The sequence below is a fragment of the Bengtsoniella intestinalis genome (genome assembly GCF_039719005.1).
Classification (GTDB): domain Bacteria; phylum Bacillota; class Clostridia; order Oscillospirales; family Oscillospiraceae; genus Oscillibacter; species Oscillibacter intestinalis.
The window spans coordinates 2,235,888-2,253,351 of record NZ_CP133584.1 but is presented as its reverse complement, the minus strand read 5'-3'; the positions used below and the strand labels follow the sequence as shown (position 1 = coordinate 2,253,351).

16 protein-coding genes are annotated in these 17,464 nt (G+C 49.8%); 4 read left to right on the top strand and 12 right to left on the bottom strand.

Features of this window, described 5'->3' with window-relative positions; translation table 11 throughout:
* Positions 1 to 36 precede the first annotated feature (36 nt).
* From RFF05_RS10815 to RFF05_RS10765, 11 genes are all read right to left on the bottom strand, one after another.
* A complete protein-coding gene (locus RFF05_RS10815) occupies positions 37 to 531 on the bottom strand; it encodes a hypothetical protein (RefSeq protein WP_409967105.1) in 495 nt (164 codons plus the stop codon).
* A 12-nt stretch (positions 532 to 543) separates the two neighbouring features.
* On the bottom strand, positions 544 to 1,428 hold the full coding sequence (locus tag RFF05_RS10810; protein WP_409967104.1) for a ParB/RepB/Spo0J family partition protein: 885 nt from the start codon (positions 1,426 to 1,428) through the stop codon (positions 544 to 546).
* Between the two features lie 12 nt (positions 1,429 to 1,440).
* On the bottom strand, positions 1,441 to 2,199 hold the full coding sequence (locus RFF05_RS10805) for a ParA family protein (protein WP_409967103.1): 759 nt from the start codon (positions 2,197 to 2,199) through the stop codon (positions 1,441 to 1,443).
* Positions 2,200 to 2,439: 240 nt separating this feature from the next.
* Positions 2,440 to 4,311: a glycoside hydrolase family 13 protein gene (locus RFF05_RS10800; protein WP_409967102.1), complete on the bottom strand. Its 1,872-nt coding sequence runs from the start codon at positions 4,309 to 4,311 to the stop codon at positions 2,440 to 2,442.
* A 49-nt stretch (positions 4,312 to 4,360) separates the two neighbouring features.
* A complete protein-coding gene (locus tag RFF05_RS10795) occupies positions 4,361 to 6,439 on the bottom strand; it encodes a penicillin-binding transpeptidase domain-containing protein (RefSeq protein ID WP_409967101.1) in 2,079 nt (692 codons plus the stop codon).
* 24 nt (positions 6,440 to 6,463) lie between these two features.
* A complete protein-coding gene (locus RFF05_RS10790) occupies positions 6,464 to 6,973 on the bottom strand; it encodes a hypothetical protein (RefSeq protein WP_409967100.1) in 510 nt (169 codons plus the stop codon).
* Positions 6,974 to 6,994: 21 nt separating this feature from the next.
* Positions 6,995 to 7,843 carry a rod shape-determining protein MreC gene (gene mreC / locus RFF05_RS10785; RefSeq protein WP_409967099.1) on the bottom strand — a complete coding sequence of 283 codons (849 nt, stop codon included), beginning with the start codon at positions 7,841 to 7,843 and terminating at the stop codon, positions 6,995 to 6,997.
* Between the two features lie 73 nt (positions 7,844 to 7,916).
* A complete protein-coding gene (locus tag RFF05_RS10780; RefSeq protein ID WP_409967098.1) occupies positions 7,917 to 8,492 on the bottom strand; it encodes a Maf family protein in 576 nt (191 codons plus the stop codon).
* A 5-nt stretch (positions 8,493 to 8,497) separates the two neighbouring features.
* The gene (locus tag RFF05_RS10775) at positions 8,498 to 8,929 is read right to left on the bottom strand and encodes a dUTP diphosphatase (protein WP_409967097.1); all 432 of its coding nucleotides are present in this window, start codon (positions 8,927 to 8,929) and stop codon (positions 8,498 to 8,500) included.
* A 62-nt stretch (positions 8,930 to 8,991) separates the two neighbouring features.
* Complete coding sequence (locus tag RFF05_RS10770) at positions 8,992 to 11,088, bottom strand: DUF3656 domain-containing protein (protein ID WP_409967096.1); 2,097 nt, start codon at positions 11,086 to 11,088, stop codon at positions 8,992 to 8,994.
* Positions 11,089 to 11,412 (bottom strand): cell division protein ZapA, encoded by a 324-nt coding sequence (locus tag RFF05_RS10765; protein WP_409967095.1) that lies wholly within the window; start codon positions 11,410 to 11,412, stop codon positions 11,089 to 11,091.
* Positions 11,413 to 11,659: 247 nt separating this feature from the next.
* Between RFF05_RS10765 and RFF05_RS10760 the strand changes: the two genes are divergently transcribed.
* Complete coding sequence (locus RFF05_RS10760; protein WP_409967094.1) at positions 11,660 to 12,595, top strand: DnaD domain protein; 936 nt, start codon at positions 11,660 to 11,662, stop codon at positions 12,593 to 12,595.
* Positions 12,585 to 13,577: an ATP-binding protein gene (locus RFF05_RS10755; RefSeq protein ID WP_409967093.1), complete on the top strand. Its 993-nt coding sequence runs from the start codon at positions 12,585 to 12,587 to the stop codon at positions 13,575 to 13,577. The genes RFF05_RS10760 and RFF05_RS10755 overlap by 11 nt, the downstream gene beginning before the upstream one ends.
* A 179-nt stretch (positions 13,578 to 13,756) precedes the next feature.
* On the opposite strand, the gene RFF05_RS10750 is transcribed toward RFF05_RS10755, so the two are convergent.
* Positions 13,757 to 14,458: a peptidoglycan DD-metalloendopeptidase family protein gene (locus RFF05_RS10750; protein ID WP_409967092.1), complete on the bottom strand. Its 702-nt coding sequence runs from the start codon at positions 14,456 to 14,458 to the stop codon at positions 13,757 to 13,759.
* A 116-nt stretch (positions 14,459 to 14,574) separates the two neighbouring features.
* Between RFF05_RS10750 and selD the strand changes: the two genes are divergently transcribed.
* Both selD and RFF05_RS10740 read left to right on the top strand, forming a co-directional pair.
* Positions 14,575 to 15,606, top strand: a complete 1,032-nt coding sequence (gene selD, locus RFF05_RS10745; RefSeq protein ID WP_409967091.1) for a selenide, water dikinase SelD — start codon at positions 14,575 to 14,577, stop codon at positions 15,604 to 15,606.
* An 86-nt stretch (positions 15,607 to 15,692) separates the two neighbouring features.
* Complete coding sequence (locus RFF05_RS10740) at positions 15,693 to 17,315, top strand: putative manganese-dependent inorganic diphosphatase (protein ID WP_409967090.1); 1,623 nt, start codon at positions 15,693 to 15,695, stop codon at positions 17,313 to 17,315.
* The last annotated feature ends 149 nt before the right edge of the window (positions 17,316 to 17,464 follow it).

Below are 17,464 nucleotides of genomic sequence, written 5' to 3'. Positions count from 1 at the left end.
ATTGTATCTTCAATGTTTCACGTGAAACATGAGTTCTTAAGGGTTTAAAACGGCAAGTTTAATTTCTTCAAAACGCTGAGCAGGGGAGGGAGTACCTGTGGTGGGGAGCAGGTCAATCAAACCGTTATCATCCATGTCTTGCATGGTGCTTAGACAAGCAGTATAGTCGCCTGATTGAAAGGTCATTTCCAATTGGAAGAATAAAGATAGGCAGTTATATTGTTTAGATAACAACTCATATTCTTCGATTTGCTCGGCGTTTGTGGTATTTAAAGTTTCAACTTCTTTTGTTAAATTGAAGACTTGTTCTTGTAATAAATCCAGTTCTTCTTGCAAGGTGAGCACATGCCCTTGGGCAGTTTGGCCTTCTTCGAGAGAAGAAATTGACTGGCGCAATTCATCTAAAGTTTGGTCATTGCTGCGCTGATTGGCCAACAGTGAAAAGGCCATGATGAAAAACGCAGCAGTGAATAGGATTAAAATATACGTCACGACAGGACGGGTGTTATGCGGTTTTTGATTTTGGTTCATGGGTGTCCTTTCTTAGGAGGGCTGACCACCGCGGAGGGTAGACAGTGCATCTAGCAGATCATTTAAGTCGTCTGTGCCATAAAACTCTAGTTCCACGCGACCCTTTTTGCGACCAGAAACAATTTTCACGCCACGGCCTAACGAGGAGGAAAGATTTTTTTGCGCCTCTGCCACATAATCAACAACCATTTGCGTGGATTCTTCAGGTTTCTCTGTAATTTCTTGAGATTCTTGGAATTTTTTTACCAATACCTCTGTTTGACGGACAGATAAATCGTGTTTAATGATTTGTTGGGCGATGGCTTCTTGTTGCAGTTCGTCAAGGGGGAGCAGTGTGCGAGCGTGGCCAGCCGACAAGGTTCCGTCTTCTACCAATGGTTGAAGGGAAGAAGTGAGGGAAAGTAAGCGCAGGGCATTGGTGACAGCACTTCGTGACTTGCCCACTTGTTCAGCAGCTTCTTGCTGGGTCAAATGGCAGCTGTCGATGAGTGTTTGAAAGCCGAGGGCTTCTTCCATGGGATTTAAGTCTTGGCGCTGTAAGTTCTCAATCATGGCTAAAATTGCCATTTTTTGGTCGTCAGCTTCCATGATAATGACAGGGATTTCAGTGAGACCAGCTTCACGGGCGGCACGCCAACGGCGCTCACCAGCGATAATTTGGTAGTATCCAGAAGCCAATTTGCGCACGGTGATGGGCTGGATAATGCCGTGTTGTCTGATGGATTCTGCCAATTCGGTTAGGGCTTCAGGGTCAAAATATTTACGGGGTTGGCCAGCATAGCGTTCTACTTGGGTTAAAGGCACAATCATTGAGGGAGAAGATTGTGGTTCTAATGCTTCTTCACCCAACAATGCGCCCAAACCACGGCCCAGGCCTGAAGGTCGTTTTGATGCCATTTGCAGTCTCCTTTATGTTGGATTTTTGGTTAAAAATTCAGCGGTAAATGCGGTGTATGCTTGGGCACCGCGAGAGGTGCGGTCATAAGCGGTGATAGGCTTGCCGTGGCTTGGAGCCTCAGACAAGCGGATGTTACGGGGAATAACGGTGGCATAAACCTTACCAGGGAAGTAGTGTTTTACTTCTTCGGTGACTTGAACAGCCAGATTGGTGCGCCCATCGTACATGGTAACCAGAACCCCTTCAAGGGATAAATCGGGATTCAAAGAGCGTCGAACAATGCGCACGGTGTTCATCAAATCGCTGAGACCTTCTAAAGCGAAATATTCTCCTTGGACAGGCACCACGATACTATCAGCGGCACAAAGTGCGTTCAAAGTTAGTAATTCAAGAGAGGGAGGGCAATCGATAAGGATGAAATCGTAGTCATTGTCCAATTGACGCAGAGCGTTGCGGAGCAAATACTCTCTGTTTTCCATGCCAATCAATTCCACGCCAGCACCTGCCAACACTTTGTTGGAAGGCAATACATCTCCGTATTTGGTGGAAACCACATTGGTTTTTGTGGGGATTTGGTCGATGATTACCTCATAAACCCCTTTGGATAGAGATTTATCCACACCCATACCAGAAGTAGAGTTGGCTTGTGGGTCAAAGTCACATAGTAGGACGCGTTTGCCAGCTTCTTTCAAAGCGGCGGTCATGCTGACGCAAGTGGTACTTTTGCCCACACCGCCTTTTTGGTTTACGATTGCTACGATTTTTGCCACAGCGATACCTACTTTCTGCCTAATTATTGCTATTTATAAAAGAAAATACGATTACTACCTTACATTATAACAGGGTAGAGACTAGCTTTCAAGGAAAAGGTTGAAAAAATATGTAAAAAGTTTTTATATTTTTTTGGAGAAACCGTGAAGATGGATGTTTCACGTGAAACATGGATAAAAGAAAAACCACCAACCTCAAAATTGAGGTTGATGGTAATGTTTCACGTGAAACATAAAGCCTTAGGTGTGCAACAACATCCCTTGATATCCTTCTACATGAAGATGCAAGGTGTTATGATTGGCGGAGAATACCTTGCCAGAGATCGCATCGGTGGCTTTGTCAGTAGGCCAGTAGACACTAAAACAAGCATTGCCAGAGCTAGAATTGGTTACAGTGGTGGTGTAATCATCGCCATAGCTACGAGAATATGCCATTACACTACCGCTTACATGGCGGTACTCAATGGTGCCGCTTTGGAGAGCAGAATGGTCATTGCGCATTTTTCCAAGCAATTGGAACAAAGAAAGCAGGCTGTTGTCTTCGGCGCCCCAAGGATAAGTGCCGCGATTGAAGGGATCTTCAAACCCTTCCATGCCAACTTCGTCACCATAAAACACAGTGGGAGAGCCTGGGAAGGTATAGAGTAATAAGGCCGCCAAACTGACCCGTGCCTTGCCTTTTGCATATTCTGCAGGAGAGAGCTGATACTGGGCACGTTGCTCTTTGGCACAGGGCACATAATTGGCGCCTAACACGGTGAGAATGCGCCCAGTGTCATGGGTCCCAAGAAAATTCATGGCAGAATAATAAGCGCTATTGGGGTAATGTTCGCGGAGATTTTCCATTTCATCCACAAAGGGTTGGGCGTTGCCATAGAGCAAATAATCCATCACGGCGGTGCGGAATGGATAATTCATGACACCGTGTAATTCGTGACCAAGGAAATACTTGCGTCGCTCAGAATAGGCCACTTTGTTAGAAGCATCCTCCCAAACCTCGCCCAATAACAAGGAATCTGGCTTAACTTTATCCATGGCAAGACGAATGCCTTGGATAAAGAAGTCGGGCAGCTCATCGGCCACATCTAAGCGCCAGCCATCTGCGCCACAAAGGAGCCAGCGGCGGATGATGGAATCTGGATTGCCCATGATGAAATCTTGATATTCTTTGCAGTGCTCTTCGACAGAGGGCAAGGTGTTGATACCCCACCAGCTCTCATATTCGCTGGGCCAGTGGGAAAAGCGGAACCATGGGAACCATGGGGAGTCTTGGTTTTGGGCGGCGCCCACTGTTGGATAAAATCCGTCGGCATTAAAATAACGGCTTTGAGAGCCGATATGATTGAACACACCATCTAGGACAATGTGAATGCCCAGCGCCTTGGCTTCACTGCACAAGGTGCGAAAGTCAGATTCTGTGCCTAACATAGGGTCGATGGCGGTGTAGTCAGCAGTGTTATAGCGGTGGTTAGAGGCAGATTCGAAAATGGGGCAAAGATACAGCGTGGACACAGAAAGAGACGCTAAATAAGGAAGCTTTTCTCGAATGCCATTGATAGAGCCACCAAAAAAGTCATTGTTGTGGACAATGCCTTTTTCATCAGGTCGCCAGTGGGGTTGGTCAGCCCAGTTTTCATGAACGGTGCGATTGCCGACCATGCCAGTGGAATCGGGGATAGACAAACGATGGAAACGGTCTGGGAAAATTTGATATGTGACGCCTTTTCCAAACCAAGAAGGGGTATAAGAAGGTGCGTAAACGGTTAACTGCCATGGATCGGTGACAGGAGAGCTGTGATAACCAGATTTGTCCAGATAACAACCAGTATCGTCATCTCGCCAAAAACGGAAAGAATACCAAATCAATTCACCATGCGAGGGTGCTTCATACGTGATGGTAAATCGATTACGGTCGCCATCAATCTGGTCAAATTCCATGGGAAATTGGCTAACGGTGTTGAGAAACTCTTCTTGCACCACCAAAGCGCAGTGGGTAAAGCCTTCAGATTGCAGGGGTCTGGTATGGAATATCACCTCGCTGCCACAGGCAACAGCACCGTAGGGTGATTTGCAGCTTGGATGGCGTGAGTCAAAGACAAAGGGTTCTGCCATAAAATATCTCCGTTCTGCTGGTTTGCAGGGAGGCAAGCCAGTGTGGTTATTATTGCAAGAGTTGATTTTCGCCAATGATTAAGGTGCCAATTTCGTCCTCAGTAAAGTAAGCGTTGAGAATTTCCACAGCAGTGGAAGCCAAAGCACTACCGCTACCGCCTTTTTCAATGACAATGGCCACGGCGATTTCAGGGTCTTCATAAGGGGCAAAGCAGACAAATACACCATTGTTTGTGGTTTGGTCGGTGACTTGTGCTGTGCCAGTTTTGGCACCAGCGGAGACGATGCAGTTGCTAAAATAGGTTTTTAGTGAGGTTTGGGTCAGATTGTACATCCCTTCCAACACAGCAGACACATTGTCTTCGTCCAAACCCATCACCAAACTGGGTTCTTGGGCACCAGAGGCAACCAACTCAGTGTTGTCGTAAGATTTAACGGCTTTTAATAAGGTAGCATCGTAATGATCACCACCACCAGCCAAGGTGGCAATGTAGTTGGCCAGTTGAATGGGGGTTGCCAAGGTGTCAGATTGACCAACGGCGGCCTGCACTGTGTTGCCGCCATACCATGTGGCACCCACGGATTCGGAGTAGTCAGGCCCGGCCAATACGCCAGAGCGCTCGCCGATTTCAATGCCTGTGGGTTGTCCCAAGCCGAAGGCAGAGGCGTAGGAATTCATGGTGGTGATGCCCAACCGATAGCCTAATTCACAGAAAAAGTCGTTACAGGACACACGCAGAGCCTCGGTGACGCTGATACTCCCGTGGGCGCCGGGGCTAATCCAGCATTTGAAGTAGAAATCCGCATTGGGATAGTTGAATACGCCGTTGCAGTAGAGCTTGGAAGAGGGGGTAATGATATTTTCTTCCAAGGCGGCAATGGCGGTGATGGGTTTGAAGGTGGAGCCAGGGGCATAGGTGCCTTGGGTGGCGCGGTTTACCAAGGGATCACCGTCAGTTTCGAGTAAGGTGGTGTAATCTTGGCGGTAGGTGGACAAATCAAAGGTTGGGTAAGAGGCCAGAGCCAGCACTTCGCCCGAGCCAACTGCCACCACAGCAGCGCCAGCGCCACGGGTGGTTTCCCCGTCTTTTTCAATCATGGCATCCATGGTGTTGCCAAGGGCGGTCTCCACCGCTTGCTGTAGTTTCAGGTCAATGGTCAACTCTACCGTGTTCCCCGGTTGGGGTTCCACGGAATAAAGTTCGCTGGTGACCTTGCCTTCGGCGTTGGTGGTGATGACACTGCGGCCGTCAATGCCGCGGAGGTATTCTTCAAAGGCCAATTCCACACCAGATTCGCCTTTTTGGTCGTCCATGGCGTAGCCTAGTTCTTTTAAAACGGCATAATCTTCAGCATAAATCTCGCCGACGGTGCCCAAAAGGTGGGCGGCATAGGGGGTTTGATATTCACGGGTGGTGGTGGCAGATACGCTGGCCCCGTGGAAATCACCGTCATTGAGCAAGGTAATCATCTCTAAGGAAATATCATCTGCCATGACGTAGGAAGTGATGTTCATCAAGTTGCGCAGTTCTAATTCGTAGTAAATCCCAGCCACATTGCGCTGTTCAATCACGCTGTAACTGTGTGGAATGGAAAAGGTGTCAGCCATTAAATCCAACAAATCTGCTGCTGGAAGCCATTGCTCAAGGAGGAAGTTGTTGGTGAGATTGTCGCTTGTCCAAGTGGTGGGAATGGCGCCAATGCTTTGCAAAAAGGTGAGAAAACGGTTGCGTTGGGTGGAGGTGAGGTTCTCGATTTGATAGCTGTAGGGGAAGGTTTTCGTGATGGGCAGATTGTCTGTCCACGTGACATCTTGGGCTTGGCAAAGCTGTAAAATCCGCAAAATAGCATCACAAATGTCACTTTCATCTCCAGAAACAGCGCTGGATTTAAAGGTGAGTTGATAGGTGGAGCGATTGGAAACCATGGGCAAACCGTTGCGGTCGGTGATGACACCACGGGCGGCCTCAATGGTTTGGGTGGTGGTGATGGTTTGGATGGACTGAGCCAGATACTCTTTGCCGTGTACCACTTGGGTGTCGTACAAGGTGAAGAGGAAAATACCAATGAAAATCCCGAAAAAGCCCAATAAGCAGGCCAATCGAGGTAGGTTTTTCGGTAGGTGCATAGGGGGCTCCTTTCGTGGAATGGGTTAGTCGTCTCGGGTGCGTTCAGCGATGAAGGAAAAGGCCAGAGTCAAGGGTATGATGCACAAAAAAGATAGCGCCAATTCTTGCCCTGTGATGGCAAACCCCAAAACCCATGGGTTTTGCCCACGGGCTGAGAGGGATATACACTGGAATAGGCCGTGGAGAAAAAAGGCCAGCACGGTGGTGACGCCAGAGCATAAAAACCCAGATTTTAATAGGTTTTTTGCAATACACGTGGACAAAATCGCCACCAGAGGGAATAAAATGGTGTACAAAAAAGATGTGTGTTGCAACACAGCTGTATCGCAAAGGACACCAAAAATCAACCCATAAACCGCGGATTCCGTGGGCTTTTCGTAGGTGGCCATCACCGCCACCACAACGGGGTAGAGGTAAGGGAAAATGCCGCCGATGACCAAGTGGTTCAGCAGGGCAGTTTGGATGAGAATGGCAAGGAGCATGGTGCCTACATAGACGCTCCATTTAAATAGCAGGGCATTGCGTGCCAGCATGGCGGCTCCTTTCCGTGATGGTTAATCTACAATATCAAATTCCTTGATGACAAACACTTGCACCAAGTGATTCAAATCAGCTTCGGGGGCAATGATGGCATAGGAGGCGGCACCAGAATCATCGGTTTGCACCGATTCCACCGTGCCGATGACGATGCCAGAGGGATAGTAGTTGCCGAGACCAGAGGTGACAATCAAATCGCCAGCCAGTAGGGAGGTGTCTTGTGGGAGATAATCAAGGCGGAGACGTTGCTCGGCCATGAGGGAAAAGTCCCCTTGCACCAAACCCAAATCACTGGTACGGAACACTTGGGCGCCCAAGGAAGTGTCGGTGTCAACCAAGGTCAAAACCGTGCTCCAATTGGAACCAGCGGTGTCGATGACACCCACCAGATAGCCTTCTTCGGTGATGACCATGTTGCCCTCTTGGATGCCGTGGTCGGTGCCGCGATTTAAGGTAAAGGTCTCTGTCCAGTTGGTGGTGGAACGGGCGGTAATGTTGGCAGATTCTATGGTTAAATCTTGGCGCTGTTCCCGTAGGCTGAGAAGTTTTCGAAAGCGTGCATTTTCAGCGCTGTCCAATTCCGCTTGGCGTATGGCTTCCTCCATGTTGGCAATTTCCAACTTTAGAGCCGCATTTTCTTCAAGTAAAGCCGTGTTATCAGCATAATATTGTGACTTATCAGCCACCCAAGCCGTCAAACTGGCGTGGGCATTGTTGATGGGGGAGAGCACCACGCCTGCGATATTTTCCAAAATGGTAGCATTGGCAGATAAGTGAGCACCCACCGCCAAAGCGATGGACAATAAGGCTGTGGCAAACAAAACCCACAGGCCATTGCGTTTGAAAAACCGTTTTATATGTGACACAACCTTTCATATAGACTAAAAACTAGAGGTGAAAAATTAAAAACTGTTGCCTGCGGACGAGATGGCGTGTTGCTTAAAACAGCGTCACACCCAGCTCTATTAGCACCCGACCCAAGGGCGCGATGGGCAGACCCATGACGGTGTAATAATCCCCGTGGATGCCGTCAACCAGCAGGCCGCCGTAGCCTTGGATGCCATAGCTACCAGCTTTATCCATAGGCTCGCCAGTGGCGATGTAGGTGTTTAGTGTGTCCGCGGTACAAGGACAAAATGAGACGTCTGTGGTGTGGGTTTGGGTGATGAGATTCCCTTGGTGACCCACGGTGAAGGCGGTGCAAACTTGGTGGGTGCGGCCTTGCAAGGCCGTGAGCATTGCCAAGGCATCGGCCTCGTTTTGGGGTTTTCCCAAGCGGTGATGGTCACAAAAAACCATGGTGTCAGCGGTGATGAAAATCTCATTTTCGGTGCAGAGTGATTGGGCAGCCACCGCTTTTTTGCGGCTGATATGCGCCACAGTTTCTTGGGGGGTTAACCCCTCAGGATAGGATTCATCTACCTCTGGGATGCGGATGTCAAAGTGGGCAATGCCCATTTGTTGGAGTAGTTCTTGTCGCCGTGGAGAGGCAGAGCAAAGCACGATATTAGCCACAGGCATCACCGCCCAGTGGAGCCAAAGCCGCCACGGTCAGCGCCGCCCAACTGTTCCACTTGGATGAACTCCAAGGTGGGTTGGTTTTGCATAATGCGGAATTGGCAAATGCGGTCGTTTTTGGTGATGGTGGTGTCTCGGGTGGCGTAGACGGGCATAAACCATTGGTCATTGTCGCCGCAATAACTGCAATCCACAATGCCCACGGAGTTGACTTGCAACACCCCATAATTTTTAAACGTAGAGCTGCGAGGGGCCACGTGAGCTTCGTAGCCTTGGGGGATTTCCATGGCAACGCCAAGGGGGATGAGCTTAAAATCCCCCGTTTTGAGGGTGATGGTTTCGGCAGCGTGGAGGTCAATCCAGTCGGATTTTCCGCCCACATAACACAGATGGTCAATGCCATCGGTGAGATATTTAATTTTAATTTGTTCCATTTTAGCTCCTTTTATGATACTGTCTGTATATTAATATGAATATATTGCTATTTGTATTCGCTTTATTCCACGCCGCGGTCAAATAGACCACGGGTGAAGTCGTCGGGGGCATCGCCGCCTTGTTGGTAGGCTTGGAGGATGCGGACGCAATCCAAGGGGCTTTCGGTGGTGAATCGCAGGCGACCGAACCGCAGACCCAATTGCTTATAATCGTCACGGTCAGCCAAGAAAAGGGGCTTGCTGTTTTGAATTTCAGAGCGGTGCCCGTAGGCGCTGAGCACAGGAAATTGCGCGCCAGTGCGGTCGCTCAGATAGGGGATTTCCTCACGGGTGCAGTGAGGGGCGGAGGGGTTGCAGCGGTTTAATCGCCCGTTTTGAGACAGGCAATTTTCCGTAATCATCAGTGGCAGGCGCCCATAGACCAGCGCTTCGGCGGCAATGGGTTTTTGCATATCGCGGATTTGCGCCCCACGCAATTCAAAAGAAACAGTGGCAGATTGAAGCCCTCGTTGCGCCAGAAAATCCATGGCACGCGCGTTGAACACGTTGAGCCCATAGTCGCCATATATGTCCATCCCTAGCTCTTGGCAGAGGGGGAAATGCCCTAGATTCCCAAGGAGCAATCCAGTGACGCCCAAGGCTTTGGCATGGTCAATCCACTGCAAAAAGAGAGGCTCATCATAGTCTCGCCAGACCCGTGGCAAAATGGCGCAATACTGCCCAGTATAACTTGGCAGATTGTCGGCCTGTGCCAGCAATTCCAAGGGGATATACACCCGAGCAGGTTGTAAATCTAGCAAAGCAGAAGACAGCTGAGACAGAGACGACACCGAGATGGTATAGTCCAAATGGGAGGCTTCCACATGGCAGGGGGTAGACATGATTGTCTCTGTGGTGCGGACAGGAGGCGTGGTGATTTGTGCGCGCAACTGCGCCAGTGCATCACGACGCAAGCCGTTGATGGTGGCGGCAGACAGGGAAAGTCCATCGCCAACGTGGGCGATGGCTTCTGCGCAGATAAATCCAGAACCACCAGTTTTGGCCAGTCGCCCACACACATCTTCTTGGGTGATGGCGCGGTTGCGAGCGGCTTCGGGAATGTCACCGATGACGGTGACGGTGTTGCCCATATCGTCCCATGCGGTGAGGGAAACAGGCTGCTTGGGAAGCACATCAATGGAAAGATGGACATTCACCAGTCGTAAGTTTTCTTTTTCATATTGTTGGCGGATGGTGGCAAAGAGTTCTTTGGGTACAGCGGCACCTTCTGGGCGCATCCCCATCATTTGCCGTCCGTGGGTGCCGTTCCAATAGTCTTGGGTGAAGCCGTCACGGGAGAAGGCTTGGGTCAAGTCTGTCCATTCTTGGGCAGTGAGCTTGCGCCGCTCTTGCAATGCTTTGGCATAAATGGACGTAATAACCCCTACGTATTCGGCGCGTTTCATCCGTCCTTCTAGCTTCAAACAGGCAACGCCCATGTCCTCTAGCTCAGGCAAGAAATCCCCAAGGGCATTGTCTTTCAGACTGAGAGGGTGGTTGTCGGTGACAGGTTCGTTGATGCCGTAGGGCAGACGACATGGCTGGGCGCATTTCCCCCGATTGCCAGAGCGACCACCCACGGCGGCACTCATGGCGCATTGGCCAGAATAGCACATACATAGAGCGCCGTGGACAAACACTTCCACTTCACCCTCACAGGTGGCGCAGATGGTGCGAATGTCCTCTTTGGAACATTCGCGAGCCAGTACCACGCGGCGCAAGCCCAGTTGCACAGCTAAGTTGGCGCCGCCAGAGGTGAAAATGCTCATCTGGGTGCTGGCGTGAAGTGGTTGGTCGGGCAGTGCCTCTTTTAATAAGGCAAACAGACCCCAATCCTGCACCAAAATAGCGTCGATCCCCAGTTCAGATGCCATGGTGGCAACGGCTAAGGCGGCAGGCAATTCACGGTCGGTCAAGAGGGTGTTTAAGGTTAAAAACACCTTCACGCCATAAAAATGGCAGTAGGCAATGGCATTGGCAAAGTCTTCGTCGGAAAAGTTTTTGGCATTGCGACGGGCGTTAAAGTCACCCCAGCCTAAAAAAACGGCATCAGCCCCGTGTTGTACGGCGGCTTGCAGGGCTTCGGGGGAACCAACGGGGGCTAAAAGCTCAGGTTTCATTTACTGTTTATCCAATCTTTGTTGCAGGCGGAACACTTCCCGTTTCAGCTCGCTGACTTCGTTTTGGGCTTGGGCGGCTTGGTCTAAATAACCTTTGATTTGGCCGCGCAATTGTTCGCTGGCCTGTTGTGCCTTGTACAGCTCATCGGTGATGTTGGCAGCGGCCAACACAGCGGCATCAGTGCGACCAACACGAGAATTGGTCAGAATTTCACGCATTTTTTCGCTGACGTGGGTGCCTACCTTTTCCATGTATTCCGTGCTTTCTTCAGAAACAAAGGTGTATTCTTCGCCACAAATGTTGATAACGGTACGATTTCCCATGGGATGTCCTCCTGTTTTTATATAATGTATGATAAGGGAGAAGTCTGTAAAAGAGCAAACTAAACCCAATATTACAGCATAAGTATAGCATATTGCGCCATAAAAGGGAAGAGGAAAGTAAAAAAGTTTACGCTTTAGATTGGGTTTTTATAACAATGGAAATGCCATGGATATAAAAATCTCTTGTTCTTTTTTCGACTTTCGTGTACAATGAAAGGGACACGAATTTTATGGAAGGAGGTGGCCTATGGCAAGCTGTTTATTACACGCTGCAGACGGCGGCATTACCTTGTCTCCACAGGCCACCAAACGGCTTTTAGACCGTGGCGATGGGGATGCGGCACTGTTATATATGGCGCTACTGCGCCATGGTGGGCAGACGTTGCCCCGTGCGTTGGCTGGAGAATTGCGCTGGGAAAAACAGCGCATTGAGCAGGCAGAAGCTACCTTGATTGCCTTACAGCTGTTGGCTCAAACCAAACCAGAGGTGCCACCAGAACCGGCCCCAGAGCGCCCTCAATACCAAAGCCAAGAAATCGTCCAGCGCCTGAGCCAAGCGGGGGAGTTCCCAAGCCTTGTCCAAGCAGTGGAGCAGGTGTTGGGCAAAAAACTCACCACCCCAGATGTGGGGATTTTATTGGGATTACACGATTATTTGGGAATGCCAGCAGATGTGGTGTACTTATTGGTAGGCCATTGCACCCAACGGGTGACCCAGCGCTATGGGCAAGGGCGACGCCCCGGCATGAAGCAAATTGAAAAAGAGGGCTATTTATGGGCGAAACTGGGCATTGAAACCCAACAAGAAGCCACGGATTATCTCCTGCGCTATGCCCAGCGCCAAGAGCTGGTGCCTCAGTTGATGAACGCCTTGTCATTGGGAGAGAGAAAGCCCAGTCCCAGCGAAGAAAAATACTTCCACGCATGGCAGGAAATGGGCTTTGGCGCCGATATGGTTGCCGTGGCCTATGACCGCACCATTTTGCGGTGCCATGAGTTAAAGTGGGCGTATTTAAACGGCATTTTAAAGCGATGGAACCAAGATGGCATCCACACCATGGAACAGCTATCCAAGGAAGCACCCAAGGAAAAGAAGCAACCCACTGCAGCTCCACCTAGCGATGAAATGAGACGCTACGTCCAACAACTCCACGGTAAAAAGGAGGAAGGTCATGGCCTATGATGGGAAACTGTTGTACCGTGCTAAGGTGCAATTTGACGCTGATAAACAGCGCCGCCTAGAGCAATTTTTACAGCGGCAAGAAGCCATTTATCGCCGTCAACCGCGGTTGCGGATCATTGAAAAAGAACTGGCACACACCATGGGGCGGATTATCTCTGGCGCTTTGCGTGCTGGCACCAACCCTACCCCAGCCATTCGCGTGTTGCGAGACGAAAATTTGTCGTTGCAAGAAGAACGGCGCGATTTGCTCATTGAGATGGGTCTGGCAACAGATGTGCTAGAGGAAAAGCCAGCTTGCCCCTTGTGTGGCGACACTGGGTACCGTGATGCCAGTGTGTGCCGCTGTCTGCGAGCCTATTATACCCGTGTGCAAAAGGAAGAATTGTCCACCATGCTAGACTTGGGCAACCAAAGTTTTGACACCTTCTCCCTAGATTGGTACGACCAGAAAATCGACACCAACTATGGGGTCTCCCCCTATAACAACATGGAATATATCTATGATGTGTGCGCCAATTTTGCCCACAATTTTCACCGCAAAGGCGGCAATCTCCTGTTGACAGGGGCACCTGGTTTGGGCAAAACCTTTCTCTCAGCCGCCATGGCACGAGAGGTCAACGAGGGTGGGCATTCGGTGGTGTACGACACGGCTGTTCATATTTTTGAGCAGTTTGAAAGCCAAAAATTTAACCGCGACCAAGATGCTGGGGATGTAGAAGATGCCGTCCATCGGATTTTGCATTGCGATTTGCTGATTTTAGACGATTTGGGCACGGAAATGGTGACCACCTTCGTCCAAAGTGCCTTTTATCAAATCATCAACACCCGCTTGGTTACAGGGAAATCCACCATTGTCAGCTCCAACCTGTCCCCTGACCAAATTGCGCGACGCTATTCGCCCCAAATCGCCTCACGGCTCCAAGGGGAGTATCAGATTTTACCCTTCTTTGGGAAAGACATTCGCCTCCTAAAGAAAGGATAAAATTAACAAAAACAGAGTGTGATTTTCATCACTTTCCACATAGTTTTCCACAACTGTGGAAAACTATGTGCCGACGGTAAAAAGGTTAGAGCAAACCTTTAGAAAAAAAGGAAGTATATCCTCTGATTTTCAGGAGGATATACTTCTTTTTTTGTGGGAAATGAATGGATTCCTATCAATCACCCAACGTCATCATTTAAATAGACCATGGGGTCAATCACGTCGCCATTGTACGACACGGAGAAGTGGAGATGGGGTTCCAATGCAGAATCGGCTAGAGCGGTGGTGCCCACAGCGCCGATGATCTCACCGCTGGCTACCACGTCACCTTCTGCCACCATGGGGTCTGTTTGCAAGTTTGCATAGGTGGTTTGATAGCCGTTGCCGTGGTCAATCACCACTTGGGTGCCTAGTAAATCAGAGTCTTCAGCCATCACCACCGTGCCGCTACAACTAGCCACCACAGGGGTGCCTTGTTGGGCGGCAATGTCCACGCCGTCGTGAATGCGCCAGTCGCCAAGAGTTTGGTTGTAGGTCAGTTCAGAGATGGAAAACACACTGATGACCTCTCCCTCTAAGGGGTACACCACAGGGCTGTCCGCCTCTAAAAACGAGGCCACATCTACACTGACAGGGGTGTCCACCTCAGGCATGGGGGTAGGCTCTGCCACCACCTCTTGCGTCATCTCTGGCACTTCTGCTACCACAGTAGTTGCCACCTCTACTTCGGGGAGGATGGTTTCGGAGACCACAGGCGCGGCAATTTCTTGGGCGGTTTGGGTGCGCAGTTGATAGCCCACAATGCCTGTGAGCAATACAAACAGCACTAAGATGGACCCTAACCACGCGTTTTTTTGGGAAATGTTGTAACGTTGAAACATGAAAATTGCTCCTTTCTCACATCGGTTTATAGTGAGTATGCACAAAAGAGGAAGCAATCATACATTGACAGAAAAATTTTACCATGATACACTAAAGGGGAAAAGGAGGTGGCGATGTGGAAGACATTAAGTTGACTAAATTGGCCAGTTGTGCTGGGTGCGGTGCCAAAGTAGGTGCAGGCGTTTTGGCAAAACTATTGGAAGATATTCAAGTCCATACCGACTCCAATTTACTGGTTGGATTTGATAAAAGTGACGATGCTTCGGTGTATCAGGTTTCTCCAGAGTTGGCGCTGGTGCAAACGGTGGATTTTTTTCCACCCATTGCCGATGACCCTTATTTATTCGGTCAAATTGCCGCCGCCAATGCACTCTCAGATGTGTACGCCATGGGTGGTGAGCCAAAACTGGCGTTGAATTTGATGTGCGTGCCAGAGTCTATGCCCAAGGAGGCGGTTCATCAACTGCTCCGAGGTGGCTATGACAAGGTGTTTGAAGCAGGTGCGTTGATCACTGGTGGACACACCATTTATGATGAAGAACCCAAATATGGACTCAGCGTGACTGGGTTTGTTCACCCTGATAAAATTTTGAAAAACCATGGTGCCAAAGAAGGGGATGTGCTGATTTTAACCAAGCCTCTGGGCATTGGTACCATCACCACTGCCGCCAGAGCTGGGTTGGTGCCAGAGGATGTGATGGCGCAGGCCAACACCCAAATGGCAACCTTAAACAAGGCGGCACGGGACGTGATGGTGGATTATGAAATCCATGCCTGTACCGATGTGACAGGGTTTGGTCTGTTGGGTCATAGTTTGGAAATGGCGCAGGGCAGTGGGGTGTCTATCACCTATGACGTGGGAAAATTCACGTTCTTAGACGGGGCTGTGGAATTGGCCAGTATGGGGGTTTTGCCTGCTGGGTTGTACCGCAACCGTACCTTTGCCCAAGACCACGTGGATGCTGGCACCGTGCCGCTGCAGTATCAAGATTTATTGTATGACCCTCAAACCTCTGGTGGTTTGCTCATTTGCGTGGCACCCCAAGATGCCGCGGCCTTGGCGCAAGCCCTAGAGGGGAAGGTGCTGGCAGTGCAACAGGTGGGCACTGTGAAAAAACTTGATGAAAAATATTTGTATTTAATATAAATGTTCACAAAAAAATGGTTGACATTTCCAAGGATAAGACCTATGATAAAACCAATAAATCCCATTGCAATTAAAGGAGATTCTCCATGAATGTAGTATACGTAACAGGGCACCGTAACCCTGACACTGATTCCATCGTTGCGGCCATTGCCTATGCGGCTTTGCGCAACGCTTTGGGCGACCGCGAATACCAAGCCGCTTGTTTGGGGCGCGTCAGCGATGAGACCCAAGCCGTGCTAGACCGTTTTCACTTCAAAGCACCCCAATTATTGCGCACTGTCCGTACGCAAGTGTATGACTTGGAATACGATACCCCACCCACCATCGATGCTGGGGTGACTGTCAGCCGTGCATGGCAAACCATCCATAGCAAAAAAGCGGAAGGGGTGGCTGGCATTCCCGTTGCCAATGAAGATGGCACCTTGTACGGGATGCTTTCTGCTGGGGACATTGCAACCTATGACATGGGCTCTGTCCGCAACCCTGATATGGGGGACTTGCCATTGTATAATGTGTTGTCTGTGCTAGAAGCCCAAGGGCTCAATAAGGCCTGCATGGATACAGACCATATTTGTGGGGAAGTGGTGGTGGCATTGCCATACGTCCAATCCCACTTGCTAGACATTGGCCCCAACAGCATCGTGATTTGTGGCGACCAACCTGATATGATTGAGCGCGCCATCAAAGCAGAGGCAAATTGTGTCATCGTTTGCCAAGCAGAGGTGAGCCAAGAGCTGATTAACCGCCCTAGCAAAACCTGTATCATTTCCACCTCTTGCGATGCTTATCGCACAGTGCGTTTGCTGTGCCACTGCGCCCCTGTGTCTCGGATTTGTGGTCACGAAGAAATCGTCAGCTTCCATTTAAGTGATTATATTGACGATGTGCGAGAAGTGATTTTGAAAAGCCGTTTCCGCAGTTATCCCATTTTGAACGAGCACGAACAAGTGGTGGGTACGCTGTCTCGGTTCCATATGATTCGTCCACGGCGCAAGCAAGTGGTGCTGGTGGATCATAATGAGGCGGCACAATCGGTGCCAAATCTTGACCAAGCGGATATCTTGGAAATCATTGACCATCATCGCTTGGCAGATATTCAAACAGGACACCCCATTTATTTCCGTAACGAACCTGTGGGATCTACCACCACCATTGTGGCAGGGATGTACCAAGAGCGTGGCTTGATGCCTTCTGAAAAAATCGCTGGTTTAATGGCGGCGGCTATCGTTTCTGACACGGTTATGTTCCGTTCGCCCACCTGCACCCAACGGGACATCGACATGGCAACCCGTATGGCACGGATGGGCAAAACCTCTGTTGAAGAACTAGGCCAGCTGATTTTCTCCGCTGGTGTCAGCGATACCAAGAGCGGCGCCGATTTGTTGATGCAAGACTTTAAAGAGTTCCACATCGCAGGGCACGATTTGGCTGTGGCACAAATTACCTGTGCTGGGTCGGAGCGTATGGTCAATCGGAAAAAGGAATTCCTCCATGCCATGACCGACTTGTTAGCAGAAAAGGAATACGATGCCATTATTCTTATGATCACCGATGTGCTCAAAGAAGGCTCTGTGCTGGTGAGTTTGGGTGATGAGCAAATCATTGAGCAAGCCTTTAACTGCAAAGTGGAAGAGCATTTGGCCTTCCTGCCGGGCATTATGTCTCGGAAAAAGCAAATTATTCCTGCATTGTCTGCTATTTGGGGCTAAAAAATACAAAAAAGGCATCCGCCATGGCGGATGCCTTTTCAGCGTTTTGCGCCCCATCATATATAACGAAACCTGCTGTATTGGGTTTGATGTAGGGGTGGATTCTATATCCGCCCGATTGATGGGAGTCCGTAATTGTGGGTGAATAT